The sequence below is a fragment of the Mesorhizobium sp. Root554 genome, from assembly GCF_001427025.1.
Lineage (GTDB): Bacteria > Pseudomonadota > Alphaproteobacteria > Rhizobiales > Rhizobiaceae > Mesorhizobium.
Window position 1 is genome coordinate 942,008 of record NZ_LMGA01000001.1, and the last position, 26,108, is coordinate 968,115.

29 protein-coding genes are annotated in these 26,108 nt (G+C 63.9%); 11 read left to right on the plus strand and 18 right to left on the minus strand.

The window, feature by feature from the left end; all coding sequences use genetic code 11:
* Window positions 1-268 precede the first annotated feature (268 nt).
* The gene (locus ASD44_RS04575) at window positions 269-637 is read left to right on the plus strand and encodes an Hpt domain-containing protein (RefSeq protein WP_056109324.1); all 369 of its coding nucleotides are present in this window, start codon (window positions 269-271) and stop codon (window positions 635-637) included.
* A gap of 114 nt (window positions 638-751) precedes the next feature.
* Window positions 752-1,072, plus strand: a complete 321-nt coding sequence (locus ASD44_RS04580; protein WP_056109326.1) for a 2Fe-2S iron-sulfur cluster-binding protein — start codon at window positions 752-754, stop codon at window positions 1,070-1,072.
* A 45-nt stretch (window positions 1,073-1,117) separates the two neighbouring features.
* Here the strand turns inward: ASD44_RS04580 and ASD44_RS04585 are convergent, their stop codons facing one another.
* Window positions 1,118-1,735 (minus strand): DUF922 domain-containing protein, encoded by a 618-nt coding sequence (locus ASD44_RS04585; RefSeq protein WP_082542381.1) that lies wholly within the window; start codon window positions 1,733-1,735, stop codon window positions 1,118-1,120.
* A gap of 90 nt (window positions 1,736-1,825) precedes the next feature.
* On the opposite strand from ASD44_RS04585, the gene folP reads away from it, so the two are divergent.
* From folP to ASD44_RS04605, 4 genes are read left to right on the plus strand one after another with little or no spacing between them, the layout of a single operon-like run.
* Window positions 1,826-2,680, plus strand: a complete 855-nt coding sequence (gene folP, locus ASD44_RS04590) for a dihydropteroate synthase (protein WP_056109328.1) — start codon at window positions 1,826-1,828, stop codon at window positions 2,678-2,680.
* Window positions 2,680-3,039 (plus strand): dihydroneopterin aldolase, encoded by a 360-nt coding sequence (gene folB / locus ASD44_RS04595; protein ID WP_056109330.1) that lies wholly within the window; start codon window positions 2,680-2,682, stop codon window positions 3,037-3,039. The genes folP and folB overlap by 1 nt, the downstream gene beginning before the upstream one ends.
* Window positions 3,023-3,535: a 2-amino-4-hydroxy-6-hydroxymethyldihydropteridine diphosphokinase gene (gene folK, locus ASD44_RS04600; RefSeq protein ID WP_056109332.1), complete on the plus strand. Its 513-nt coding sequence runs from the start codon at window positions 3,023-3,025 to the stop codon at window positions 3,533-3,535. The genes folB and folK overlap by 17 nt, the downstream gene beginning before the upstream one ends.
* Window positions 3,480-4,766: a low temperature requirement protein A gene (locus tag ASD44_RS04605; RefSeq protein WP_320409823.1), complete on the plus strand. Its 1,287-nt coding sequence runs from the start codon at window positions 3,480-3,482 to the stop codon at window positions 4,764-4,766. Before folK ends, ASD44_RS04605 begins: the two co-directional genes overlap by 56 nt.
* Here ASD44_RS04605 and ASD44_RS04610 read toward each other — a convergent pair.
* A complete protein-coding gene (locus ASD44_RS04610) occupies window positions 4,763-5,311 on the minus strand; it encodes a DUF924 family protein (RefSeq protein ID WP_056109338.1) in 549 nt (182 codons plus the stop codon). The two genes, ASD44_RS04605 and ASD44_RS04610, sit on opposite strands and share 4 nt — an antisense overlap.
* Window positions 5,312-5,334: 23 nt before the next feature.
* A complete protein-coding gene (locus ASD44_RS04615; RefSeq protein WP_056109340.1) occupies window positions 5,335-7,182 on the minus strand; it encodes a monovalent cation:proton antiporter-2 (CPA2) family protein in 1,848 nt (615 codons plus the stop codon).
* A 248-nt stretch (window positions 7,183-7,430) separates the two neighbouring features.
* Here ASD44_RS04615 and ASD44_RS04620 point away from each other — a divergent pair, with 248 nt between their 5' ends.
* Window positions 7,431-7,763 carry a hypothetical protein gene (locus ASD44_RS04620; protein ID WP_244478720.1) on the plus strand — a complete coding sequence of 111 codons (333 nt, stop codon included), beginning with the start codon at window positions 7,431-7,433 and terminating at the stop codon, window positions 7,761-7,763.
* 72 nt (window positions 7,764-7,835) lie between these two features.
* On the opposite strand, the gene ASD44_RS04625 is transcribed toward ASD44_RS04620, so the two are convergent.
* The 13 genes from ASD44_RS04625 to ASD44_RS04685 all read right to left on the minus strand — a co-directional run bounded on the left by ASD44_RS04625 (window position 7,836) and on the right by ASD44_RS04685 (window position 20,342).
* Window positions 7,836-8,390, minus strand: a complete 555-nt coding sequence (locus ASD44_RS04625) for a hypothetical protein (RefSeq protein ID WP_056109343.1) — start codon at window positions 8,388-8,390, stop codon at window positions 7,836-7,838.
* A gap of 108 nt (window positions 8,391-8,498) precedes the next feature.
* Window positions 8,499-9,578, minus strand: a complete 1,080-nt coding sequence (locus ASD44_RS04630) for a TIGR01620 family protein (protein ID WP_056109345.1) — start codon at window positions 9,576-9,578, stop codon at window positions 8,499-8,501.
* Window positions 9,575-11,044 carry a YcjX family protein gene (locus tag ASD44_RS04635; protein ID WP_056109347.1) on the minus strand — a complete coding sequence of 490 codons (1,470 nt, stop codon included), beginning with the start codon at window positions 11,042-11,044 and terminating at the stop codon, window positions 9,575-9,577. Before ASD44_RS04635 ends, ASD44_RS04630 begins: the two co-directional genes overlap by 4 nt.
* Window positions 11,045-11,105: 61 nt before the next feature.
* Window positions 11,106-11,609, minus strand: coding sequence for a histidine phosphatase family protein (locus ASD44_RS04640; RefSeq protein ID WP_056115438.1), 504 nt, complete (start codon window positions 11,607-11,609; stop codon window positions 11,106-11,108).
* Window positions 11,610-11,687: 78 nt separating this feature from the next.
* Window positions 11,688-12,080, minus strand: coding sequence for a PPC domain-containing DNA-binding protein (locus ASD44_RS04645; protein WP_056109349.1), 393 nt, complete (start codon window positions 12,078-12,080; stop codon window positions 11,688-11,690).
* Window positions 12,073-12,636 (minus strand): DUF296 domain-containing protein, encoded by a 564-nt coding sequence (locus tag ASD44_RS04650; RefSeq protein WP_056109350.1) that lies wholly within the window; start codon window positions 12,634-12,636, stop codon window positions 12,073-12,075. Before ASD44_RS04650 ends, ASD44_RS04645 begins: the two co-directional genes overlap by 8 nt.
* Window positions 12,637-12,837: 201 nt before the next feature.
* A complete protein-coding gene (locus ASD44_RS04655) occupies window positions 12,838-13,566 on the minus strand; it encodes a FadR/GntR family transcriptional regulator (protein WP_056115441.1) in 729 nt (242 codons plus the stop codon).
* Between the two features lie 53 nt (window positions 13,567-13,619).
* Window positions 13,620-14,699 carry a four-carbon acid sugar kinase family protein gene (locus tag ASD44_RS04660; protein ID WP_056109352.1) on the minus strand — a complete coding sequence of 360 codons (1,080 nt, stop codon included), beginning with the start codon at window positions 14,697-14,699 and terminating at the stop codon, window positions 13,620-13,622.
* Entirely contained in the window at window positions 14,696-15,691 is a 996-nt protein-coding gene (locus ASD44_RS04665) for an ABC transporter ATP-binding protein (protein ID WP_056109353.1), read from the minus strand. The genes ASD44_RS04660 and ASD44_RS04665 overlap by 4 nt, the downstream gene beginning before the upstream one ends.
* A complete protein-coding gene (locus tag ASD44_RS04670; RefSeq protein WP_056109355.1) occupies window positions 15,691-16,698 on the minus strand; it encodes an ABC transporter ATP-binding protein in 1,008 nt (335 codons plus the stop codon). Before ASD44_RS04670 ends, ASD44_RS04665 begins: the two co-directional genes overlap by 1 nt.
* A complete protein-coding gene (locus ASD44_RS04675) occupies window positions 16,695-17,639 on the minus strand; it encodes an ABC transporter permease (RefSeq protein ID WP_056115445.1) in 945 nt (314 codons plus the stop codon). The genes ASD44_RS04670 and ASD44_RS04675 overlap by 4 nt, the downstream gene beginning before the upstream one ends.
* 28 nt (window positions 17,640-17,667) lie before the next feature.
* Entirely contained in the window at window positions 17,668-18,624 is a 957-nt protein-coding gene (locus tag ASD44_RS04680; RefSeq protein WP_056109356.1) for an ABC transporter permease, read from the minus strand.
* A gap of 80 nt (window positions 18,625-18,704) precedes the next feature.
* Window positions 18,705-20,342: an ABC transporter substrate-binding protein gene (locus tag ASD44_RS04685; protein WP_056109358.1), complete on the minus strand. Its 1,638-nt coding sequence runs from the start codon at window positions 20,340-20,342 to the stop codon at window positions 18,705-18,707.
* 327 nt (window positions 20,343-20,669) lie between these two features.
* Here ASD44_RS04685 and pdxA point away from each other — a divergent pair, with 327 nt between their 5' ends.
* The 4 genes from pdxA (at window position 20,670) to ASD44_RS04705 (ending at window position 24,904) form a co-directional block, all read left to right on the plus strand.
* A complete protein-coding gene (gene pdxA / locus ASD44_RS04690; RefSeq protein WP_056109361.1) occupies window positions 20,670-21,659 on the plus strand; it encodes a 4-hydroxythreonine-4-phosphate dehydrogenase PdxA in 990 nt (329 codons plus the stop codon).
* Window positions 21,656-22,561: a dihydrodipicolinate synthase family protein gene (locus tag ASD44_RS04695; protein ID WP_056109363.1), complete on the plus strand. Its 906-nt coding sequence runs from the start codon at window positions 21,656-21,658 to the stop codon at window positions 22,559-22,561. Before pdxA ends, ASD44_RS04695 begins: the two co-directional genes overlap by 4 nt.
* Before the next feature lie 79 nt (window positions 22,562-22,640).
* Complete coding sequence (locus ASD44_RS04700) at window positions 22,641-23,777, plus strand: exo-alpha-sialidase (RefSeq protein WP_056115448.1); 1,137 nt, start codon at window positions 22,641-22,643, stop codon at window positions 23,775-23,777.
* A complete protein-coding gene (locus ASD44_RS04705) occupies window positions 23,774-24,904 on the plus strand; it encodes an iron-containing alcohol dehydrogenase (RefSeq protein ID WP_056109365.1) in 1,131 nt (376 codons plus the stop codon). The genes ASD44_RS04700 and ASD44_RS04705 overlap by 4 nt, the downstream gene beginning before the upstream one ends.
* Window positions 24,905-24,925: 21 nt before the next feature.
* Here the strand turns inward: ASD44_RS04705 and ASD44_RS04710 are convergent, their stop codons facing one another.
* Together ASD44_RS04710 and ASD44_RS04715 are read right to left on the minus strand one after the other, a co-directional pair.
* Window positions 24,926-25,255 carry a hypothetical protein gene (locus ASD44_RS04710; RefSeq protein WP_156459771.1) on the minus strand — a complete coding sequence of 110 codons (330 nt, stop codon included), beginning with the start codon at window positions 25,253-25,255 and terminating at the stop codon, window positions 24,926-24,928.
* Between the two features lie 88 nt (window positions 25,256-25,343).
* Window positions 25,344-26,069 (minus strand): ribonuclease activity regulator RraA, encoded by a 726-nt coding sequence (locus ASD44_RS04715; protein WP_056109367.1) that lies wholly within the window; start codon window positions 26,067-26,069, stop codon window positions 25,344-25,346.
* Window positions 26,070-26,108: the final 39 nt, after the last annotated feature.

Consider the following 26,108-nt stretch of genomic DNA (forward strand, 5'->3'; position numbering starts at 1 on the left):
CGCTACCCTGTACTAGCTGCCGCGGGACCTGTTATTTGTCTTGTGGTGCCCGCGCACGAGGCTGAATTTCGACCCCTCGTATCGTAATGACACAGGGGGGTAAAGAAAACATGCATTCCGGCACATACGTAAAACTTTAAATATAAGGTTAACAAAGGCGTGAGTCCGGCGCCGTTTTTCGGCCCTTTTTTCAGGCTTTCCGTTAACTCGATATCCACGAGGGCGGCGCTAACGTCGTGCCGCCTTTGATTTGCGTGAGGTAAGAGTGATGCGTGGCGACTTCGGTGTGGCGTTTTCCATGCCCGGTGGCGAGACCTGCGGTAAGGCAAGGTCCCGACCTGTCGATCTGGTCCATCTGGCGCGCCAGACGCTGGGAGACCGCGAGGTGGAGCGTGAGGTGCTCGACCTTTTTATTCACCAGGCTGTCTCGGTTCGGGAAAAGATCATGTCCGCGGACACCAAGCAGCGCCTGTTCATGGCGCACGGACTCAAGGGTTCGGCGCGCGGCATCGGCGCCTTTGCCATAGCCGATTGCGCTGCTGTCATCGAAAAAGATCCAGAAGACGTCCATGCCTTGAAGCGGCTGGGCGTGCTCATCGACGAAGTCCGCGATTTCATCGCCGCTATCAGCCGTTGAACCCGCGCAGCCGCCGGTTGTCCCTTGCCGGCGAATGGCGACGGGCCGCGCAGCCGCCTGTTGACTTGTGCCGAAGAGCCGTTATTCGGGCAGGGACTTCCCTTCAGGTGACAAATGGCCAAACTGACCTTCATTGCCCTTGACGGCACGCATTTCGATGTACAGGCCGACAACGGCTCGACAGTCATGGAAAACGCCGTCCGCAACGCCGTGCCGGGCATCGAAGCCGAATGCGGCGGCGCCTGCGCCTGCGCCACATGCCATGTCTATGTCGACGAAGCCTGGACGGCGGTCGTCGGCGAACCCGAGAGCACCGAGGAGGATATGCTGGACTTCGCCTATGACGTTCAGCCCAACTCACGCCTGTCCTGCCAGATCAGGGTACGCCCCGAGCTGGATGGCCTCGTCGTCAGGGTTCCCGCGCGTCAAAGCTGACGATCGCTGGTCGTCGAGCCGCTTCGGTCCGCCGGAATACGGCGCTCAGCCGGGCAAACGCCCGTTGTCGATGCGCTCCATCCTGTAGCGAAGCAGCCGCAGGATGCGGCGTTCGAAATTGACCCCTTCCACACGGTCGAACTGCAACTGCGCCTGATCGTGCTTTTCCAGGATTTTGGCGGTGATTTCCTTCGCCTTGGCCGTGGCCTGCGCGCAGGTCTTCTGCGCCGCGCTGGATTTGAGGGCATCCTCCAGTTCGCGCGCATGGTTCTTGGCGATGACGACGTGGCTTTCCTCGTGACGCTTGATGTCGGAGGAAAGCGTATCCCAGAACACCCTTGTCTCGGCATCCGCCTTCGCGCGCTGCCGCCAGCGCGGCAGGATCACATGCGTCTTCACCGTCACCGTCGCCGCCATGATGCGGCACGAGCCATCCTTCTCGCCGTAGCCGATGCGGCTGGTAAACACCATGCGGGTCGCGCCAGGATGCCGGTTGCCGGTCGTCTTGACCTGCGGCCCGCGCTTCGAAAGCTCCTTTTCGATTTCCTCCAGCGTCCGCCCGCCCACGCTGAAATAGCTGTAGGTTTTGACGAGGTTCGCCGCACCGGCCGGAACAACCAGGCCGGCGAGGATAAGCGCGCTGATAAAAAGGCGATTCATCATGTTGTCTCCGCGTCCACCTTGCTTTAGGGCCGGTTGCGGCGCAACGGAAAACCTTCCGCTTGCAGATGGCAAGGTCGTGGACTCGTGCCGATGACGCAGAAACGGTGGCAGTTGGCGCATGGGCGTCATCTTGACCTTGGCGATAGAGCCGTGGTCATGGGCGTCCTCAATGTGACGCCTGACAGTTTTTCCGATGGCGGCCTGTTCATCGAGCCGGGTCCAGCACTGGCGCAGGCGCGCCGCATGACAGGCGAGGGCGCCGGCATCATCGATGTCGGCGGCGAATCGACCCGTCCGGGCGCCGCGGCGATTGGCGCACAGGAAGAGCAGGCGCGCGTCCTGCCCGTCATCGAAAACATCGCGGCCAGCGAGGAAACGCTGATCTCCGTCGACACCTACCGCGCCGAGACCGCGCGCCGGGCCGTTCAGGCTGGCGCCCATATCGTCAACGATGTCTGTGGCTTGCAGCGGGAACCGGATCTGGCGCGCGTCGCTGCCGAGACGGGCGCGGGCCTCGTCGTCATGCATACCGGGCGCGACAGGCAGAAGCTCGCCGACGCCATAGCAGACCAGTTGCAGTTCTTCGAAAAGTCGCTGGGAATTGCACGGCGCGAGGGTGTTCGGGACGACCAGGTCGTGCTCGATCCGGGTTTCGGCTTCGCCAAGGAGACGGCCGAGGAAAACCTCGACCTTATGGCGCGGTTTTCCGAGCTGCTGGCGCTCGGCTTTCCGCTCATGGTCGGCACCTCGCGCAAGCGCTTCATCGGCAAGGTGACGGGCAAGGACGCCGCCGAGCGGGCCGCCGGCACCGCCGCCACCAGCGTTATTCTGCGCTTGAAGGGCGCGCATCTGTTTCGCGTCCACGATGTCGCAATCAACGTGGACGCGCTGGCCATGACGGATGCTATGCTGGCGCGCGAAGCGACGCGGAAAGGCGCAGGCTGATGTACCTCATACGCATGAAGAACTGCGCCTTCTTCGCCCGCCACGGCGTGCTGGACGAGGAGGAGACGCTAGGACAGCGGTTCTACGTCGACGCCGTGTTGACGGTGGACCCCGCGCAGCCGCTCGATGCGGACGCAATCGACAGCACCGTCGACTACGGCGTCGCCTTCACCGTCATCGAGAAAATCGTCACCGGGGAGCGGCGTTTCCTGATCGAGGCGCTGGCGCTCGAGGTCGGCAAGGCGCTGACGGCGCGCTTTCCGCAAATAAAGAAGGCCGAGATCACCGTCCGGAAGCCCAACGCCCCGGTTCCCGGCGTTCTCGATCATGTCGAGGTGGTCGTTGTCTGGCCGCAATAGCGCCGCCTGGCTCAGCCTGGGAGGCAATCTCGGCGATCCGGCCAAATCCATGGCCGCCGCGCTGCGCATTCTCGATGCGGACGACCGGACGCGCGTGGTTGCGGTGTCATCGCTCTACCGGACGCCACCCTGGGGCAAGACCGACCAGCCCGACTTCCTCAACGCAGCGGCGCAACTGGACACCAGGCTATCGCCGCGCGACCTGTTGGAACTGTGCCTGGAAGCCGAGCACAGATTGAAGCGCATCCGCGCCGAGCGCTGGGGACCTCGGCTGATAGACATCGACATTTTGCTGTTCGAGGACACGGCGGTGCATGAGCCGGGACTGGAAATCCCGCACCCGCGCCTGACCGAGCGCGCCTTCGTGCTGGCGCCGCTTGCTGAAATCGCCCCGTCACTGGATATCGACGGATTGTCGGCATCCGAAAGGCTGGCAATACTTGAAACTGCCGGTATCGAACGGCTACCGTCAGAGCCAGACTGGTGGAAAGCTTGATCTGATACACGCGTCGGGGCAACTGCATAGGAGCAACATGTCCAGGTTTGCGGCGAAGAACGATCTGGCCCGGCAGAGGGTGCCCGGCGAAGAAACCCGGGTCGAATATGTCGAACTGTTTTTCGACCTCGTGTTCGTATTCGCAGTCACCCAGATATCCCACACCTTGTTGAAGCATCTGACGGTGTCGGGTGCCTTTCAGGCCGCGTTTCTGCTCATGGCGGTCTGGTGGGTGTGGGTCTACACGTCCTGGGTTACCAACTGGCTGGACCCGCGCCGCAATGCGGTGCGGCTGATGTTGTTCGTCCTGATGCTGGCGGGGCTGATCCTTTCGACGTCGATCCCGGAGGCGTTCGAAACCCGCGCGCCGGTCTTCGTCGGCGCTTACATCTTCATGCAGCTTAGCAGGACCGCGTTCATCGTCTGGGCCCAGCGGGATTTCAACGCCCGCAATTTCCGGAACATGTCGCGGGTGCTGGCCTGGTTTGTGCTTTCCAGCGTGTTCTGGATTGCCGGGGCTTTTGCCGAGCACGAAACCCGCTTCGCTATCTGGATCGTGGCGCTGTTGATCGAGTACGTCTCGCCGGCAGCGCGCTTCTGGACGCCGTGGTCTGGAGCGTCCTCGACGGCGGATTGGGATATTGATGGCGGCCACATGGCCGAACGCAGCGCCCTTTTCATCATCATCGCGCTTGGTGAATCTGTGCTGGTAACTGGCGCGACGATTGCGGAGGCGGACCTGACATTTGGCGCGGTGGCGGCATTTCTGGCGGCATTCGTCACCACGCTTGCCATGTGGTGGATCTACTTCAACGCGGGTGCCGAAATGGGCAGGCACAGCATCGAGGCCGCGAACGATCCCGGAAGGTTGGCGCGGATCGCCTATACCTACATGCCCGTGCTGCTGGTTGCCGGCATTATCGTTACGGCCGTCGGCGATGAACTTGCGCTCGCACATCCAACCGGCCATCACGCTGAACTGGCGACAGTGCTCGTTCTCACCGGAGGCCCGGCGCTCTATATCTTCGGAAACATCATGTTCAAATGGACGGTATCGGGCGCCGTCCCGCGATCGCACGTCGTCGGCCTGCTTTTATTGCTGCTTGCCGGCGTCTTCGGTCACAACTTCGATCCCATGCCTCTCAGCGCGATCACGAGTGTGATTCTTTTGATTGTCGCCTATTGGGAGCACCGCCTGAAGGAAGTTCGCACGATCGTGCAGAACGCCTAGCCGGCGAAGCCACCGGCGTCGAGGAACGCTTGTTCCTCGGAGGTCGTCACCCGTCCCAGTGCCTGATTGCGATGCGGGAATCTGCCAAAACGCGAAATGATATCAAGGTGTTCGACGGCGTATTTCAGGTATTCTGGGCAATTCATCTCGCATAGCTTCACCGACCGTTGCTGATCGGTGATCAATTCGGAGTGCTCGAAGGGCAGATAGAGAAATACCCGCAATTTTTCATCGATCGCCAGGTCGTGACCGCGTTCGATCGCCTTGTCGGCGAGGTGGCGCGCCAACGGGTCGGTGGCAAACATATGCGCGGTTCGGCGAAAGCAGTTGCGCGGGAACTGGTCGAGCAGGATCATCAGCGCCAGCGAACCCTCGGCGCTTTCCGCCCAGGCGTCGCATTGGCGGCTCGCTGCCGAGTAGTGCAGGTCGAGGAATCGTTCCTTGAACATCGCGTCGAACGCATCATCCTTGCGGAACCATGCGTCCGGCCCGGCATTGCGCCAGAATTTCGTCACCGCAAACGCGCGTTCGTCCAGTTTCGTCATAGGTTCTCCGTTCCGCCTGCTGATCAGGATGCCGGCTGTTCGCTTGCCGGTTTCTTGGCCAGCACGCCGGCGGTTTCCTCGTTGAGCGCCTGGCCCGGCCGGCGCGGTGTCGTTACCGGCGCCGGAACCGGCGTGGCGATGTTGCCCTTCATGAAATTGCGGCCGTCGCGGATATCGCCCGCCAGTTGCAGATCGAGCCGCTGTGCGTCGCGCACCCGGACATCCTCGATCACCTCGGCGACTTCCTCGGGGTCGACGCCGAGGGCTTCCAGCGTCGAGCCGCCGAAGACAAGAGCCGATTCGAACGTCTCGCGCAGCTGATAGTCGACGCCGGCATGGATGAGTTGCAGGGCCGTGCCGCGGTCGAAGGCGCGCGCCAGCACCGTCACCAGCGGGAACTCAGCCTTGGTCAGCTCGGTGATGCGCACCGCCACATCCGGCTTGTCGACACAGATCAGCACCGCGCGGGCGCGGCCTGCACCTGCCGCGTGGAGAATGTCCAGCCGTGTGCCGTCGCCGTAGTAGACTTTGAAACCGAAATCCGCCGCCGCCTGGATCATCTCGACGTCATTGTCGATGATGGAGACGTCGATGCCGCGCAGAAGCAGCGGCTGGCTGGCGATCTGCCCGAACCGGCCGAAGCCGATGATGAGCACGCTGCCGCTCAGGCTGTCGGCTACGTCGACGCCGTCCAGCGAAAGCGTGTCGCGCGGGGTGATGGCGCGTAGCCCCAGCATTGCCAGCGGCGTCAGCACCATGGAGATGATGATGATGGCGGTCAGCATGGCGTTGGCCTGGCTGTCGATGATGCCGACCGCCGCCGCCGCCGAATAGAGCACGAAGGCGAATTCGCCGCCCTGCGCCATGACGACGGCGCGCTCCAGGGCGTCCTTGTGCGAGGCGCGCAGGAAACGCGCGACGAGATAGATGCCGAGCGCCTTCATGATCATGTAGGCGACGACATAGACGGCGATCAGCTGCCAGTTGGCCGCCACGACCGTCAGGTCGAGCGACATGCCGACGGCCAGGAAGAACAGACCGAGCAGAATGCCACGGAACGGCTCGACATCGGCCTCGAGCTGGTGCCGGAAGGTCGATTCCGACAGAAGCACGCCGGCCAGGAAGGCGCCCATCGCCATGGAGAGACCGCTAAGCTGCATGACGAGCGCCGAACCCAGCACGACAAGCAGCGCGGCGGCCGTCATCACCTCACGGGCCCGGGCGTCGGCCAGGATGCGGAAGAACGGGTTGAGCAGATAGCGGCCTGCGATGACCAGGCCGACGATTGCGCCGATGCCGATGCCGATTTCCGCAAACCGCTCGGAGAGCGTGGTTTCCGTGCCGCCCGGCGCCAGAAAAGCCACCAGCGCCAGCAAGGGCACGATCATCAAGTCCTCGAACAGGAGGATGGACACCATGCGCTGGCCGCTTGGCGAGGACATGTCGCCGCGCTCCTCCAGGATCTGCATGACGATGGCGGTCGATGTCAGAACGAAGCCGGCGCCGGCGACAAAGGATTGCGCGATAGGAAAGCCGCCGAGCAGACCGACGCCGGTGAGCAGCAGCGCGCACAGCCCGACCTGCAAGGCGCCCAGTCCGAAGATTTGCCGCCGCAGGCTCCAGAGCCGCGATGGCTGCATCTCCAGTCCGATGATGAACAGGAACATGACCACGCCGAGTTCGGCCACATGCAGGATGGCCTCCGATTCGGCGAAGATCTTCAGTCCGAACGGGCCGATGACGACGCCTGCGGCCAGATAACCGAGAATCGAGCCAAGGCCGATTCGCTTGAAGATGGGCACGGCGATCACTCCGGCCGCCAGAAGCGCGACCACCTGCACCAGATCGCTGCCAGATGCCTCTACCGCCATGCGTGCTTTCCACTGTCGCCGTGTTCTGGGCGGTAGGTTAAACCGCCTCTATCCGGGCGAGGATAGGGGGTTCGCAGCCGATAGAACAGCCCTCAATCCGGTTAGATGGACTGACAAGAAGGCGCCGGCGACCAGTACGAATCCGCTACCTCGGCATGACGGTGGAACCGTCTTGGCGGAAGGGCTTGCAAAAATTGGAGCGATCGATTGCCCGTTGTCATGAACCTGCGCTAAGGAGCTTGCGGCCTTTGGCCAGCGAGGGGCTTGAGCGGCCTGCGGAATTGACCGCAACCGGTTCAAGGAGAGGATTGATAATGAAGAGATTTTTGATGCTTGCGGCTTGCGCCGCGGCACTCGCGGGATCGGCGTGTTCGAAAGCGCCGGAATGCACCAGCGAGCAATTGACCAAAAAAGCGCAGGAGATGACGACGGCGCTTCAGGAGGCGGTGACCAAGGAGCCGGCCAAGGCGGCGGAACTGAGCGCCAAGGTTCAGGAAGTGGTGGGCAAATACCAGGGCGCGACGACTGCGGCCGAAGCCTGCAAGGCTTATGATGAAGTGATCGCGGCCATCAAGGGCTGATCGCCATCAAGGGCTGATCATTGTCCGAAAGCATGGGCGGCAGCCATTGGCTGTCGCTTTTGTTTGCTTGGGTCAATTCTTGGCGATTGCCCCGACCTGGACGTCGTCGACGCGTTTCAAATTCATGCCGATGACCGGCACAAGCTGTTTGTCGACGCGCACCGAAACCGTCACCACCATGGCGTCGTCGTTGGGGATACGAGCCTGCATGACGCCGCGCAACTGGTTGCGGTTTATCGCGAAAATGACTTTGCGCGCATCGACCACATTGCCGGAAATGATATCCAGTCCGGATCCACCGGCGCCACCCATGAAGCTGCCTTTGTAGCCCTCGCGGCCCTTGTGCTCGACGGTGGCCGACATCTTCTGCGTGAAGACGCCGACGCGGCAACCGCCATCCAGGCTCATGCCGATCTTGCCTTCGGGTGTCGAACCGACGAACGTGCAGTTGAATTTCGTACCCTTGTATTTTCCGGCGACGATTTCGCCCGGTCCGACCCAATTGCCTTCGACGGACTGGAAGAACTGTTTGTCACGGTCTGCGGAGACGGCTTGACCGGTCAGGCCGGCAAGCATCGAAACCGTCAGGGCCAAAGGCATTACGGCAGTCGAAAGCATGCTTTTCATCAGGTAACACCCGGCAACGGAACTGTGGGAAGACGTTGGTTAACCATGACCAGGATTGGTTAATGCTTCGTCACCCGGCGCTTGTCCGGCGCGAAAAAACAGGGCGATTCAGCTGCCGTTTTTACCGGGTTCATTGGCCTTGCTCGTCGCAAATGACGTCAGCGCCGCGAGGAAATCGCCCATGCCCGGCCGCTTCGCCGCCGTAAAGGGCAGGGGCCGCGCCGTCTCCATCGCGGCCATGCCGATTCGCGCCGTCATCATGCCGTTGACCACGCCTTCGCCGAGCTTGGCCGACAGCCGCGCCGCCAGCCCGTGGCCAACGATCTGCTGGACGAAACTGTCGCCCACCGCGATCGAGCCGGTCACGGCCAGATGCGCGAGCACGCTGCGGGCAAGCCTGAAGAAACCCAGCGTGCCGGGCCGTCCGCCATAGAGTTCCGAAAGCCGCCGGATCAGCCGGCCGGCTTCGAAGACGACATAGGCGACATCGACGAGCGCGCGGGGGCTGACCGCCGTGACCAGCGAAACGCGCTTGGCGGCGTCAAGGATCATTGTCTTGGCCTGCGCATCCAACGGCCCGAGAATCTCGATCTCGGCGAGCTTGACGAGGTCCGCGCCGTCGATGATCTCATGCCGGAGGTCAGCCAGCGCCCGCCGACCCGCCGCCGTCTGCGGCTTGGCGGCGACGAAGGCCGACAGTTCGTCGACCACGGAACGCGCCGCCTTGGGATCGTTGCGGCCGATAGCGTCCAGCGCCCGTTTCTGCAGCTTCTCCACTTCCGCGAGGCGGCTGATGGCGAGGAATTCCCGCGCGAGGATGACCAGCAGCGCCACCACGGCGACGACGGCAACGCCGGCTGCCAGCCAGCCCAGCCACTGCGCGCGCTCGAACAATTCGCGAATCAGGCTGTCGGTCCACAGGCCGACCGCGAGGGATACCAGGATGCCCAGCGCGCCGATGAAGATACTGCCGAGCATGGAATGGCGGCGCGGCGCCGTAGCTGGAGGCGGGGTCGCGGTGACAATCTCCGGCACGTCGAAGACATCGATTTCCGCCGGAACGACGACAGCATCGGCTTTTACGGAACGGGGCCGGCGCCCCGTCGCTGTCTCAACTGGCTTTGGCGCGGCCTTGCTTGCCGTCTCCTGCGGCTCGATCCGGAAGGCGGCCGGTTTGCGAACCGTCATGCCAGTCTGTCTCCCATCAGGAACTGTAGCGCCCGGTCGAGCCGGATGTGTGGCAGCGAAAGGGTGAGCCCCTCAGCCGTGCGCTCCAGCTTCGGCGGTCGAAAACGCACGAACCGGATGGCGGCATCCTCGCTTGAGTCGGAACGAGAGTCCTCGAAAACGGAATTAATATCGGACGGTAAGTCACCGGGAAATATTGCAGTTTCCGTCTTTCCGTCGAACCGGTCGTTGCCGATTTTCTCACCCGACAAGGGCGTGCCGATGATGACCGGCAAGGTCTCCCGGCCCTGCTTGACTGTGCCTTCTCGGGTGGCGCGCACAGCTGCCATCGCCACCACATCGACATCGGCGCCGCTGAAGCTGGCGCGGGCTATGGCCCGGTCGGCCAGTCTGCGCACGATGGCCTGCAGCCGGTCATGGCTTTCATGGTGAAGATGATCCGCCTTGGTGGCGGCGATCAGGATGCGGTCGATGCGCCGGGCGAAGAAATCCGTGAGAAAACTGCCTTGGCCGAGGCGGAAGCAGGCGAGGATCTCCGTCAGCGCCCTTTCAAGATCCGCCACCGCGCCGGCGCCGGCATTCAGCGCCTGCATGGCGTCGATCAGCACGATCTGCCGATCGAGCCGGGTGATGTGCTCGCGGAAAAACGGCTTCACCACATGCGTCTTGTAGGCCTCGTAGCGTCGTTCCATCATCGCCTGCAGCGAGCCGGAGCGGGCGCGCTTGTCGCCGAGGTCCGGCAGGGGCGCGAATGTCAGCGCCGGCGAGCCTTCCATGTCTCCCGGCATCAGGAAACGGCCTGGCGGCAATGTCGACAGCGCCCGCTCATCCAGCTTGCAGGCCTTGAGATAGGCGGTGAAGCTCTCGGCCAGCCGCCGCGCCGTCATCTCGTCCGCGTCTGTATTCGGATCGGTGGCGGCGGCCAGCGCCAGCCAGTCTTTCGACAGATCGGTGCGAACCGGCAGCAGCGCCATTTCCCTGGCGTCGTTAGAAAACTCGGCGAAGGACTTGCCCAGCAGCGGCAGGTCGAGAAGCCATTCGCCGGGATAATCGACGATGTCGACGGACAGTTTGCCGGCGGAAAACATGCGGTTCCAGGCCGAAGCGGACTCGTACTCGATGGTCAGCCGCAGTTCGGAAACCGCGCGTGTCGAATCCGGCCATATGCGGTCGTCAACCAGCGCGTTGATATGGTCCTCGTACTGGAAGCGCGGCACGTTGTCGTCCGGCTGCTCCTCGAGAAAGGCGCGAGCGATGCGGCCGGATTTCTGCGCTTCGAACAGCGGCAGCCGCCCGCCATGGACAAGGTTGTGCACCAGCGCCGAGATGAACACGGTCTTGCCGGCGCGCGACAGCCCGGTAACGCCGAGCCGCAGGCCGGGAGAAAACAGCCCGGAAGCACGGCCTGCCATGGTTTCAAGCGCGATGCGTGCTTCGTCGGACAAGGTGGTCAGGGATGACGCCAATCGGATTCCCTTGAAGTGTGGCAACCCGATATAGGTTGGCTTGGCCGCCTTTGAAATGGGCTCAGGCGCCGGAAGGTGTCAGGAAGGCCCGCAATCGGCCTGCTCCCGGCGCCGCCTTGGCAAGCCCGCCATCGAAATAGATGACCGCCAGTCCGGAGGTCGGAAACCCGGAGCCGAGTGCGCCGAGCGCCTCCGTTTCGCCGTCGCCAGAGACGGCAACAGCCAAATCTTCCATCATCGGGTTGTGGCCGATCACCAGCACGGAACGGGAAGCTCCATGCTCCCGGATCGAGTTGAGGTATCCGGTCGCATCGTCGGAATAGAGCGTGTCGAGGAACAGCACGCGGCCCGTGTCGGCGTGGCCTGCAATGCCCTCAAGCGTTTGCCTCGCCCTGACAGCCGTGGAGCAGAGCGTCAGGTCGGGCACGTAGCCGCGGGTATGCATGGCCATGCCCATTTTCTCGGCATCGGCTTGGCCGGAGGCGTCGAGCGTTCGGTCGAAGTCACGCGTTCCGGGCTGGGCCCATCCTGCTTTCGCGTGCCGGAGAAGATAAAGCCTGCTCAATTGGGGCCTATAAGAGTTGCGCTGCAGCCGGGTCGGCAACATTCCGCCTACACGCAAAACCGTCGGCTGGCCACCGTGTCAGCCAGCAGGCAGCCATTCCTCGAGGGTCACTTCGAAGGTGATGCAGACAATATTGGCGCCGGCCACAAATGGCCCGCCATAGACGTTGCCGTCCGTATCCGACACGACGCCCGACAGGGAGGCCGCCAGGGAGCCGTCCGGCTTGCTGCGAACCTCGCCGGCGATGCTGACGACCTCGACCGCCGGCCCGGCGACATGAACGATCTTGCCGTTCGTCGAGCCAAGGCAGGCATCCACCAGGCTGCCCAGCGCGCCCCGCACGAAGGCATTGCGGAAGCCGTGGGCAAGGCAAAGCTTTTCCAGTCCCTGGACCAGATCCTCGTTCGGCGCGATCCGGCCATAGGCCACGCGCCCCATCGATCCCTCTTCGACGAGTGCCAAGTCAGCCATGGAGCGCGACCTTTCGGGGCTGGAGGAGCAGCATGTTGGTTTCAGGATCATGCGCCTGACGCAGTTCGAAGCCGGCAAGACAGGTTACCAGAACAGGGATCGGAGCCTCCCCGACGACGCACCGCTCGGTGATGAGATGCCCACCCTTGACCGTTCCGTTCTCGGTCCTGATCGCAGCATGGCAATGCACCAGCGGCGCGCCATCGACCGCCTTGCCGAGTGTCGCGTTGCCGAAGATCATGAAGGCGCGGCCGGCCTGCAACGGCTTGCCGTAGGCGATCACCGACTTTCCGCTCAGATCGGGCGGCGCGACGCAATAGGTCAGCGTATCGAAGCTGCCGCCGAGGATCGTGGTGGATGCGCTGGCGATGCCGTTTTCCGATAATGGACCCACCAGCGCATCGAACAGGCTTTTGCCCGGTTCGAGCAGGAGCCTGATATGGCGGGCCTGTTGCGCATCCAGACTCTGGATACGGACGGGATTGAAGCGTCCCGGATGCACGAGCGTCCGCGGGCGCGGGAAGGGCGTGTCGGAATAGGTGCTCGTCTTCGTCATTGGAGCAGAACGATATTACGTCGTCGGCGGCAAATCTTTTCAAAGACCAACGAAGTAAGTCCAAACGAGAAAGAAACGTTCCCGTATCAGCCTCATTTGCGAAAGAGTACGCAGGCTGGCAAACCCGCGCTCTGGCCCCTTGTATTTGGCAGACTCGGATGTCTCGCCTTGCGCCCGTTTCAGAGCTGAGAAGCCCGCCTTTCAGCGCGACAGGTCGAGCATCTTGTTTTCGAACAGCCGGTTGCGCGATCCCTCGAGATGCTCGCGCATGCGCTCGCGCGCCAGCTCGGCCTCACCATTGGCGATAGCCTCGCAGATATCGCGATGCTCCTCGTAGACCTGTTCGAGCTTCACCAGCGGTCCCATCAGCGACAGGCCATGCAGGTTCATGCCGACGGCGATGTGCTGCCGCAAGGCGTCGAGACAGGCCGTGTAATAGTGGTTGTTGGCGGATTCCGCGACTGCCCTGTGGAACAGGAAATCGACGTCCGAGCGGTGGGTCTGGTCCCGCGTCGCCTCCCGCAATTCCGAAAGCGCGGCCCGGATGTTGCGCAGCGCGCCGTCATCGCGGCGCAGCGCGCCGAAGAAAGCGGCATCCGGTTCGATGGTCAGCCGGAACTCGTAGCAACGTTGGATATCGGCGATCGACTTGACTGGCGAAAAGCCTAGCGATGTCCGCTGCGCGTCAAAAACGCGAACGAAGGTTCCCGAGCCCTGGCGGGAATAGACAAGCCCGACCTCGCGCAGGCGGCCAAGCGCGTCCCGCACCACCGGTCGCGAAACGCCGAGCAGGGTGGCGAGATCGTGCTCTCCCGGCAGTTTGGAGCCGGACGGGAACTCGCCGGAGACGATGCGCTCCTGCAACTGTCCGAAAACCTTGTCGACGAGCTTCGGCGCCTTGGAGGCCATCCTGCCGGAAGGCTGGTCCATCTGGCCGCTGCCAGGCTCGGCATCCGACTGGTTCTGATGCATCTCGGTCGTCATCAGCACTCCGCTCGCTCGCTGACCGGCTCCCTCAACAGTTCGGAAAGAACGTCGATGGTGCCGAATCCGCCTGATTTCACCACACAGCGCAGCTTTTTGCCATTCGGCATCGCGATTTCGAACCATGGCAGGCCAGGGGCAGCTTCGCCGCGCGGAAACAACACATCAGCGCCGAGTGCCGACAGGATGGCAAGCGCCGTATCGCCGCCGCCCATGACCAGCGTTGCCGGCTGAAGCAGTTTGACGGCTGCCGCGATGGCTGAGCCGAAACGGGCGGCAACGAGCGCCGGTTCCGTGTCCATATCGCCTGTGCAATGCACCGCCAGCGGCAGACGATAATTGCTGGCCGCCTTAAACCGGCCTGCCGGGGCATCGCACAAGACAAGCGAACTGCGGTCTTCGGCAAGACGGGCGATCTGGCGCTCGGTGATCGGGTCGCGCGAGCCGAAGGCGAACAATGTTGCCTGTGTCGACCGCAACGGCTCGTCGGGGGCAGCTTTTCCGGTGGCCAGACTGCGGGCCAGGGCGAGGCCGATTCCGCGCGCGCCGACGGCAAGTGTGTCCTGCCAATCGCGCTGCTGCGCGACGATCCGGTCGAGATCGGCATCGGATTTGGCATCCGCCACTTCCACAGCAAGGCCGAGCGCGGCAAAAAGCGGTCGGATGGCAAGCGGTGCGTCAACGCCTCTGCCGGCGACCGCGCCATCCTTCACGATGCGGCCCTGATCCGGCACGGCGGCCGCGACGAGGATACTTGTTCGCCCGGTGCATTCCGCCAAGGCCGCTGTTTCCGCTCCAATGTTCCCCTTCAACCGGGAATCGATCTTCTTCAGAACGATCTTCGGGAGAAAAGGCGTGAAGCCTGCCGCGGCCTGTGCGACGCAGGCCGCTGCTTCCTCGGCAGGCAGCGTGCGCGAAGCGGTGTTCACCGCCAGCACGTCAGGGCCACCTGCAACAGCCCGGTTCACGGCTTCAGGCGTCATCGCCACCGCCACTGTCAGGCCAGCTGCGACCAAGGGCGCCGATGTGTCGAGCGCACCTGTCAGATCGTCGGCGACAATGGCGAGTTTGAGCGTCATCCCGGCGCCACGGCTCCGACCGCGTGGCAGGCGACATGATGGCCGGCCCCGACATCGCGCCATTCCGGCACGACCCTGCGGCAGACATCCATGGCGATCGGGCAGCGCGTGTGGAACCGGCAGCCTGCCGGCGGATCGAGCGGGCTTGGCACGTCGCCGGTGAGAATCTGGCGGCGGCGCGTTTTTTCGATGATCGGATCGGCTTCCGGCACCGCCGACAGCAGCGCCCTCGTGTAGGGGTGCAGCGGATTGGAGAAGAGCTGCTCGCGCGTCGCCAGTTCGGCGAGCCGCCCGAGATACATGACGCCGACCCGGTCGCTGATATGGCGCACGACCGCCAGATCATGGGCGATGAACAGATAGGTCAGCCGGTATTTCTGCTGCAGGTCGAGCAGCAGATTGATGATCTGCGCCTGGATGGAGACGTCGAGCGCCGAGATCGCCTCGTCGCAGACGATGAATTTCGGCTCGCAGGCGAGCGCGCGGGCGATCGCCACGCGCTGGCGCTGGCCGCCGGAGAGTTCATGCGGATAGCGCGAGGCAAAACGCGCCGGCAGGCCGACATCGCCGAGCAGCCGCGCCACGCGTTCCGGCAGCTCCACCTTCGTCGCCAGCCTGTGGAACAGGATCGGCTCGCCCACCGCTTCGCCCACCGTCATGCGCGGGTTCAGCGTGGAGTAGGGGTCCTGGAAGACGATCTGCAACTGCCGGCGGTAGGGCCGCATCCGCTTTTCATCGAGCGAGACGATGTTCTCGCCCTCGAACATCACTTTGCCGGAGGTCGCCTTGTGCAGGTTGAGCAGGGTGAAGCCGGTGGTCGACTTGCCGCAACCGGATTCGCCGACCAGGCTCAGCGTCTCGCCTTCCATGATGTCGAAATTGACATCGTCCAGCGCGTGCACCGTTGCGCCGACCTCGCCGAAAGCGCCCAGGCGAACGACGAAATGCTTGACCAGGTTCTCGACCCGGATCAGGGGTTCTGCCGCAGCCATCACGCCGCCTCCCTGATTTGCCGCTGCGCTACCCAGCAGGCGACGCGATGCGTCGGTGTGCCAAGCGGCTCAAGCGCGGGCACCCGTTCGTGGCAGATCGCTTCGCTCAACGTGCAGCGCGGCGCGAACGGGCAGCCGGCGGGCCGCCGTCCGGGTTCCGGCGGCGTGCCGCCGATGGAGGCCAGCCTCGCCGTGCGCTCGTCGGTCAGCTTCGGAATCGATGCCAGCAGGCCGCGCGTATAGGGATGGCCGGGCCGCGCGAAAAGCTCGTCAACCGGCGCATCCTCGACGACGGTTCCCGCGTAGAGGACGGCAACGCGGTCAGCCAGCCCGGCGATCAGGGCGAGATCGTGAGTGATCCACACCACCGACATGCCGAGTTTGGCGCGCAGCTCCCTTACCAGATCGACGATCTGCGCCTGGATCGTCACGTCCAGCGCCGTTGTCGGTTCGTCGGCGATCAGCAGTTCGGGATCGCAGGCGAGCCCAATGGCGATCATGACCCGCTGGCGCATGCCGCCCGACAGTTCGTGAGGATAGGCGCCAATGCGCTTTTCCGGCGCCGGGATGCCGACAAGGCGCAGGAGTTCGATCGCCTTGTCCTTCGCTTCGGCCTTGGACAGGTTTCGATGGTAGATGAGTGGCTCGGCAAGCTGGTCGCCGATGCGCATGACCGGATTGAGCGAGGTCATCGGGTCCTGGAAGACGAAACCGACCTTGCCGCCGCGCACTTCGCGCAATTCCGCCTTCGACATCTTGAGCAGGTCGCGCCCGGCGAAATCGGCGGTGCCGGATTTCACCCGGATCTTGTTGGGTAGGAGGCGCACCAGCGACAGCATCGTCAGGCTCTTGCCGCAGCCGGATTCGCCGACCACGCCGAGCGTCTCGCCCTTGGCGACCGTCAGGTCGATGCCGTCGACGATGATCGCCGGGCCGCGGCGCGAGTCGATCTCGATGGTGAGGCCGCGAACGTCGAGAAGCGGCTTGTCCTGTGCCGGCGCGGTCATTTGCTGCCTTTCGGGTTGAGCGCGTCGTTGAGACCGTCGCCGAGGAAGGAAAAGGCGGCGGTGGCCAGCCCAAGCACCGCTGCCGGTGCGGCCAGAAGGTGCGGATAGTGTTGCCAGACGCGCAGTCCGTCGGAGATCATGTTGCCCCAGGACGGCGTTGGCGGGTTGACGCCCACACCGAGGAAGGAGAAGGCGCTTTCCAGAACCATCGCCGTGCCAAGGCCGGCGCTGACGGAGACGATCAGCGGCCCGAGCGCATTCGGCACCACATAGCGCGTCAGGATCAGCCGATTGGTCAGGCCGAGCGCTCGCGCCGCCGTCACGTATGGCCGTCCACGGATCGACAGCACCTGCGCCCTGACCAGCCGCGCATAGGGCGGCCACGAAATCAGCGCCATCGAGCCGAACACCAGCAGGAAATCGACCCAGACGGTCTCACGGTAGAACGGATTGAGCGTTTCGAGATAACGCGCCTCCATCCAGGCCATGGCCGGACCTTTCAGAGACGCATTGATGACCACGACCAGCAAAAGGTTCGGAACCGACATGGTCATGTCGGTCAGCCACATGACGATGCGGTCGAACCAGCCGCCGAAGAACCCCGCCATGGCGCCCAGCGTCACGCCGATGACGACGGCGACGGCGGTCACCACCACCGCCACAACGAAGGCCGTCCGGGTGCCGTAGATGACGCGCGAAAGCACATCGCGGCCAAGGTCGTCGGTGCCGAACAGATGCGCGAGCGAGGGCAATTGGTTGCGGGCGTTGAGGTCCTGGGACAGGAAGTCGTAAGGCGTCAGCCACGGTCCGAAGACGGCGACGAAGGCCAGCAGCACCACGATGACAAGGCCCGCCACGGCAAGCCGGTTGCGCAGCAACCGATGCCAGGCGTCGCGCCACAGGCTGACGGGCGGTTCGTCATCGACCAGCGGCACGGTCATGGGCTGCACGGAGGGCTGCATGGACATGCTAGCGGCTCCTCATCTGGTCGGCGGCGCGCGGATCGAGCAACGGATAGAGGACGTCCACCAGAAGGTTGGAGAGCATGACCAGGAACGAGCCGATCAGCGTGATGGCGAGGATCACCGGATAGTCCGAATTGGTCAGCGCCTGCACGGTCAGGCGGCCGAGGCCGGGCAGGCCGAAGACCAGTTCCACGAAGATCGCGCCGTTGACGATGGTGATCATGATCAGGCCGAGCTGGGTGACGACCGGCGTCAGCACCGGCCGCAAGATGTGCTTCACCGCCACCGCCATTTCCGGCACGCCCTTGGCGCGCGCGGTGCGGACGAAATCCTCCGACAGCACTTCGATAACGGCCGCGCGTGTCTGACGCACGATCAGCGCGATCGGCTGGAACGACAGGACGATCAGCGGCAGGAGGATGCGCACGTCGAAGATGCCGCCCCAGCCATAGGGCACGCTGCCGCTGGGCAGGATGAGGATGAGCAGCACCATCAGCAGCGGTCCGGCGACGTAGGGGGGTATCGCCCACAGAAACAGCGCCGAGCCGAGAATGGCGTAGTCAGTTTTGGTGTTCTGGTTCATCGCTGCGATCATGCCGAGCGGAATGGCGATGACCGCCGTCAGGATGATGGCGCAGAGCCCGAGCTTGAACGAGACCGGCGCGGCCGCCGAGATCATCGCCCAGACCGAGCGGCCCGAGGTCAGTGAATTGCCGAAATTGCCCTGGACGAGGTTGAGGATGTAACTGCCGAACTGGATGAGGAACGGCCGGTCGAGGCCGGCGGCCTGCCGGATCGCCTCGATCCGCTCGGGATTGTAGGCGACATCGCCCGGCGCCCGCAGGAAGATCAGCTTGATAGGGTCGCCGGCGCCATAGAATGCCATGGCATAGACCGCCAGCATCACCAGCAGAACCGAAGGAATCCACAGCAGCAGCCGTGTCGCGACATAGCGCAGCATGCGGGCCTCCTACCGTTCAACCCGTGTCTTGTGAAAGATAGCACGGGGACGGCCCAACCGTCCCCGTGCGCGAACCGGCGTCAGCCGATTTCGATGTTCCATGGCGCCACGACCTGCCAGTCGAGGTTCTTTTCCATGCCCTTGACGTTGGCGTTGGCCCAGCGCGACATCGCCTGCGCATACCAGGGGATGAACGGCCAGTCCTCGCGGAACAGCTTCTGCGCCTCCTGCGCCAGCGCGATGCGCTGCGGGTCGTCCGCAGCCTTGGATGCAGCCTCGGTCAGAAGCGCATCGACCTTCTCGTTCTTGTAGCCGCCGAGCTTGTTTTGGGCATTGGAAGAGGTCGAGGCTATGGACCCGGCCAGATAGCTCGCCGCATCCGGCACCCGGGTGCCGACGTCATCGCGGAATATCTGCACCGAGTTCTGGTCCGGACCGGCGTAATTGTCCTGCTGCGGCTTCATGTCGACGGCGGTGATGCCGAGGTTCTGGCGCCACTGTTCGGCGATGAACTGCGCGGCAGCCTCGTTGGCCGGCGAGGAAATGCCGACGAACAGGATTTTCGGCAGCCGTTCCGGCCCGCCATATTTGGATTCCTTCAGCGCTTTCTTGGCGGCCTCCGGATCGTAGGGGTAGGGCTCGAAGCCGGAATTTTCCGCACCCGGCACCGAATTGAGGATCTGATCCGTCTTTTTGTGGGGCCCGTCGGGGAAGGAGGCCTTCATCAGGCCATCGCGATCCACCGCCATGATCAGCGCCTGGCGCACCTTGGGATCGTCCATCGGCGCGCGCGAGGCATTGAACCAGAAATGCTGGCTGGTCGGGATGATCGGCCCGGCGGCGAATTCGGCGCCCAGATCCTGCACGATCGTCGATGTAACCAGTTCCGTGTGGGCATTGTATTCGCCAGACTTCAGCATCGAGGTGGCGGTCACGTTGTCCTCCACCGAGGTGATCTCGATGCGCGCCAGCTTCGGCTTCGGCCCGAAGAAGTTCTCGTTCGGCTCGAACACCAGCTTGCCCTGGTCGATATCGATCGATGTCAGCTTGAACGGGCCGGAATAGACTGCGCCCGCGTCCGGCGTGAACCAGTCGGCGATCTCGTTGCCGTCGGACCCGCGCGACTGCGACGCCTTGGTGATCGGAATGATGTGATTGGCGACGCGCATGAAGAAGATCGGATCGGATTCCGTCAACGTCACCACAACGGTCCCTTCGTCTGGAGCCGTGGCGCCGGAAATTTCCGTTGCGCTGCCGCCGGTCAGTTCGGCGAAGCCTGTGACCTTGGCCAGAACCTGGTCGGCGCGCTGGCTCTTGCTGGACGGCATCGCAGCCACGTTCCATGAGCCGATGACGTCGGCCGCGGTGATCTTGCTGCCGTCGGAGAAGACCGCCTTCGGGTCGAGCTTGAAGGTCCAGGTCTTGCTGTCGGCGGAAGCTTCCCAACTCGCGAACACATAGGGATGGAGCTTGCCGTCGGCGTCGAAATACATCGGTGAAGCCCACCATGTGGAATTCCACCGGTAAGGCACGCCGCCGCCGCGCAGCGGCGACCAGTCCTGGTTGAATGCGGGGTTGATGACCTTCAGAACCTGGCCTTCCTGCGCCACGACAATCCGCGCGCTGAGACCGAACAGCGTCAGGCCCACGCTCGTGCCGAGGCCGAGCTTCAATGCGTCGCGCCGCGAAAGACCGGCCCGCTCGTTCACTTCAGACATAGATACCTCCCTTGGAAATCCTATCCGTGCCGGCCGCCAATGTTTAGCGCTCTCACCGTGCCAGGCGCGCCAACATGGCATTATTTGTAAACATGTCAATAGATGAATCGACTGCCATATCCAACTGAAATACGCGGTCGGAACCAGGGCAGCGGCACAGGAATCCGGTTTATTGTTGAAATCCATAGCTTTGTGAGTTTGACGCGTATCGCTGCGAACGCCTCGGACATAAATAGCAACTTGACAAGTTATGCCGGATGCATAAACCTCGCCTCGATCATTGGGCGGCATTGCCGGCCATGTTTCCTTCCAACGGACTTCGGGCGCATGACTGACCTCAGCCGCAAGATCGGCATTACAATGGGTGATCCTGCCGGTGTCGGCCCGGAGATCATCTGCAAGTCGCTGGCGGCCATGAACCCCGCTGACCGCCGCTCGGTGCGGGTATTCGGCGACCGGCGCAGCCTGGAGGCTGCTGCGACAATCGTAGGCGCGCCGCTGACCTTCGGCGAACCGGGTGAGGGCGGCGATGCAGTGGCCGTGCACCACATCGAGATCGGCGGCGGCATGATTCCGTTCGGCAAGGTCGATCCCCGCGCCGGAGATGCCTGCTTTCATTTCATTGCGCGCGCCGTCGAGGCGGGGCAGGCCGGCGAGATCGGCTGCATCGTCACCGCGCCGATCAACAAGGAGGCGCTCAACCTTGCCGGCCATCACTATGACGGCCATACGGGGATGCTGGCGCACCTCACCGGTTCGAAATCATCCTGGATGCTTCTGGCTTCCGAGCGCATGTCGGTCATCCATGTCTCGACGCATGTCTCGCTTTCTGAAGCCATCGCCCGGGTCAAGCCACCGCGCATTCTTGAAACCATCCGCACCGGCTATAGGCATATGCGCCGGCTGGGCCTCGAGGCTCCGCGCATCGCCGTCGCCGGGCTCAATCCGCATTGCGGCGAGAACGGTCTCTTCGGCCATGAGGATGACGAACAGATCGCTCCCGCCGTCGCCGCGGCCCGCGCCGACGGCATCGACGCCGTCGGGCCGATCCCGCCGGATACCGTCTTCCATCGCGCTTACAATGGCGCGTTCGACCTCGTCGTGGCGCAGTATCACGACCAGGGCCATATCCCGATGAAGCTGGTGGCGTTCGATTCCGGCGTCAACATCTCGCTCGGCCTGCCCATCGACCGTACCTCGGTCGATCACGGAACCGCCTTCGACATCGCCGGCACAGGCAAGGCCAAGCACATCAACATGGATTCGGCGATCGCCTATGCGCGAAGACTCGCCGCGACGCCGCGGGGGACATCATGAGCAAATTCGCAGTCAGCGGCGTCTTCAGCGCCGCCGCCACGCCCCTCAACGCCGACCTTTCGGTCGATCACGCGCGCTTCGCCACGCATTGCCGGCGGCTGCTCGATGCCGGCTGCCATGGCGTAGCACTTCTCGGCACCACGGGTGAGGCGAACTCCTTCTCCGTCGCCGAGCGCAAGGAAATCTTGGAAAAGGTGATTGCGGCGGGCATCGATCCGGATGCGCTGATGCCGGGAACCGGCGTCGCCGCGATTCCCGAAACGGTCGATCTCACCCGCCACGCGCTGTCGGCCGGGGTGCGCAAGGTCGTCATGCTGCCGCCCTTCTACTACAAGGGCGTTTCAGACGACGGGTTGTTCGCCGCCTATGCCCGCACCCTGGATGCCATCGCCGACGATCGGCTGAGGGTGGTGCTCTATCACATTCCGCAGGTTTCCGGCATTCCGCTGTCCGTCGATCTGGTCAGCCGGCTGGTCACGGCCTATCCGGACACCGTTGTCGGTGTAAAGGAATCCAAGGGCGATTTCGCCAATATGCAGGCGCTGATCAAGGCCTGTCCGAACCTCGCAGTCTTCCCGGGCGCCGACCCGCTGATGCTGCCTTTGCTGAAAGAGGGCGGTGCCGGCTGCATCACGGCGACCTCCAATCTGATCGCCGATTCGCTGCGCACCGTGTTCGACGGCTACGCCGATCCTTCGGCGGTAGCGCAGGTGGAAGCCGCGCAAGCGCGCATCGACGCCTGGCGCACGCTGTCCAATTCCTATGCCCAGATCCCGACCATCAAGGCGATGATCGGCATCGAGAATGGCGAGACCGGTTGGGAACGGCTGCGCCCGCCGCTGATGCCCCTGTCGCCGTCCGAAATCGCCGATCTGGCGCCGCGCATCGCCTCGTTGCCCTGAGGATATGCCGATGTCCGCGAAACCCGCACTGGCTGGACAGCAAACTGAGCCGCTCACGCATGAAGCCGTGGCGGCTCGCATGGACGGACGCATCGCGTCCGTTGTGCCGGGCCGTTCGGAAGCGGTCCTGCCGTCGCCCTGCATCCAGAACCATGCCGCGAATTTGGCCCGGCTTGCCGACGGTTCGCTCGCCTGTGTCTGGTTCGGCGGCACGATGGAGGGCATGGGCGACATTTCCATCTATCTGTCGCGGCTGGCGGCGGGCTCGGATCGCTGGTCGGCGCCGGAAAAGCTCTCCGACGATCCGGACAAATCCGAGCAGAATCCGCTGCTGTTCACCGCGCCGGACCGCAAGGTCTGGCTGCTCTACACCTCGCAGACATCCGGCAACCAGGACGGCGCGGTGGTGAAGCGGCGTGTCTCGGCCGATGGCGGCAGGACGTTCGGGCCGGTCTCCACGCTTTGCGATGTCCCCGGCACCTTCGTGCGTCAGCCGATCGTCGTGAACAGCGCTGGCCACTGGCTGCTGCCGGTCTTCCGCTGCATCGGCATTCCGGGCACCCGCTGGACCGGCGACGCTGATACCGCCGCTGTGCTGATATCGAGTGACAGCGGCGAAAGCTGGACGATGCACGACGTGCCGGACAGCATCGGCGCTGTCCACATGAACATCGTGCCGCTCGGCGGCGACCGCATGGCGGCCTTCTACCGCAACCGTTTCGCCGAGCAGGTGCTGCGCAGCGAATCGCAGGATGGCGGTCGCAGCTGGAGTGCGCCGGAGCCTACCGATCTGCCGAACAACAATTCTTCCGTGCAGGCGGTGGCGCTTGGGGATGGGCGCATCGCCATCGTCTACAACCATTCCAATGCCGGCATGTCGGACGCGCGACGGCTTTCGCTCTATGACGAGATCGAAGCGGACGGCGACGAGGCTCAAGCGCAGACCGCTGCCCGATTCGGCCCCGCCGCCATCTGGGGCGTGGCGCGCGCGCCCCTGAGCCTCGCGATCTCCGACGATGGCGGGCTGAGCTTTCCCGACCGCCGCGATCTGGAAACCGGCGACGGCTACTGCCTCAGCAACAATTCCAAAGACGGGTTGAACCGCGAGTTTTCCTATCCGTCCATCGTCGGGGAAGGCGGCACGCTGCACATCGCCTTCACCTATTACCGCCGCGCAATCAAATACATCCGCCTGGACCTGGAGCCGCGGCCATGAACGACTTGAACACGCCGATCTCGCTGGTTCGGCCGCCGCTCATCGAGTTTGGCCCGGGCACCGCTTCACGGCTTTCCGGCTGGATTCGCGCGCGTGGTTTGCGCAAGGCGCTGGTGGTGGCGGACGCCTTCAATGCGCGCCGCATCGACACCCTCCAACTCGGCATCGAAACCGTGGTGTTTGGGGACGTGCGGCCTGAGCCCGATCTGCCGAACCTCGAAGCGCTGATCGAAACGGCCGACCGAAGCGCCGCCGATCTCGTCATCGGCTTCGGCGGCGGCAGCGCCATGGATTTGGCCAAGCTCGCATCGGTCATGACCGGAACCGGACAGCGGCTCGCCGAGCTGGTCGGCGTCGGCAAGGCCGGCAAGCGCAAGATCGCGCTGGCGCAGGTGCCGACCACCTCCGGCACCGGCAGCGAGGCCGGCACGCGCGCGCTGGTGACAGACCCGGCGACGCAGGCAAAGCTTGCCGTCGAAAGCATGGAAATGCTGGCCGATATCGCCGTGATCGACCCGGCCTTGACGGTGACGGTGCCGCCCGCCGTCACCGCCGCCACCGGCGTCGATGCGATGGCGCATTGCGTCGAGGCCTACACCAGCAGGAAGGCGCATCCGCTGGTCGATCTCTATGCTCTCGAAGGCATTCGTCTGGTTGGCCGCTATCTCGCGCGCGCCGTCCGCGACGGCAGCGATATCGAGGCGCGGTCAGGCTTGTCGCTGGCCTCCCTCTATGGCGGCTTCTGCCTCGGTCCGGTCAACACGGCCGGCGGCCATGCGCTCGCCTATCCGCTCGGCACCCGCTGGCACATCGCCCACGGCGCCGCCAACGCGCTGATCTTCCCGCATGTGCTGGCCTTTAACGTGCCGGCTGCCGGCGACAAGACCGCGCGCATTATCGAGGCGCTGGGCCTGGGCGGAGCAGCGAACGGCCGGGATGTGCTGAAATCCACCTACGATTATTGCGGGTCGCTCGGCATCGAGATGCGGTTGTCTAAGCTCGGCGTGCCCGAATCCGATCTGGGCGTCATGGCCGACGATGCCTACGCCATCCGACGGCTTCTCGACAACAATCCGCGCGATCTCACGCGGGAAGACATTCTGTCGATCTACCGGGCTGCTTATTGAGCGCGGGGCGGACTGAAGCAGTCAGCACCTGCGCTTCCGGGCCTCGTGGATTGCTGCTTCTTCCGCCTGCAATCGTTCGATCCGCGCCGTTTGCCGACTGGTGACGGCGCCGACCGCGCGCGTTCCGCCGAGCAGCCAGTTTGGGACGGAAAGTTTCTCGACCTTGCCGCGGCTGATCGCGGTCTTGGAGAGGTCGGATGCCTTTTCCCCCATCGCGACATTGAGGTCCTCGCAGCTCATCGCCTCATATTGAGCCGTATCGACGCCGCCTGTGGCCACCGCCGAAGCGCATCCGCTGATCGCAGCCAGGCCGACAAGAAGAGCGGTCGCGCGGAGCGCTGGAATCACCATCGAAGGCCTCGCATAAGCTTTTCTGTCCCGCCACGGCCATGGTGGACAGGCAGGCTGCAAGTGTCAATTGCCGTTGCGTGTCAAAAGCCTAGCGGCCGGTCTTCTTGCGCCACGCGGCATAATCGGACTGCGCCTTGTCCGACGTCGGCGGATAGAGGCCGATGATCGCCGCGCCGTCCTTGACCTGTTCGAGCACGAAGTCTTCGAACGTTTCCATGCCGGTGCATTCTTTGGCGATCTCGTCAGCGAGATGCGCCGGGATCACCATGACGCCGTCGCCGTCGCCCACCAGCACGTCGCCGGGGAAGACCGCCGCGTCGCCGCAGGAAATCGGCACGTTGATGTCGAGCGCCTCATGCAGCGTCAGATTGGTTGGGGCGGACGGACGCTGGTGATAGGCCGGCATGTCGAGCTTGCCGATGCCCTCGGCATCGCGGAAGCCGCCATCCGAAACGATGCCGGCGCAGCCGCGCATGGCGAGCCGCGTCACCAGGATCGAGCCGGCGGAGGCGGCGCGCGGGTCCTTGCGGCTGTCCATGACCAGCACATGGCCGGGCGGGCAGGTTTCCACCGCGACGCGCTGTGGATGACCCGCGTTGCGGAATACTTCAATCGGGTTGCGGTCTTCACGCGCCGGAATGTAGCGCAGCGTGAATGCCTGGCCGACCATGTTGCGGCCCTTCCAGTTCACCGGCGAGACCCCCTGGATGAACTGGTTGCGCAGGCCGCGCTTGTAGAGCGCGGTGGCGACCGAAGCGGTTGAAACCTGCATCAGCAGGTCGAGGGTTTCGTCGCTCAGGGTAAAATCGGTCATGGAAGCATCCTCGTATCGATCGCAGCCGGCTCGGGCCGG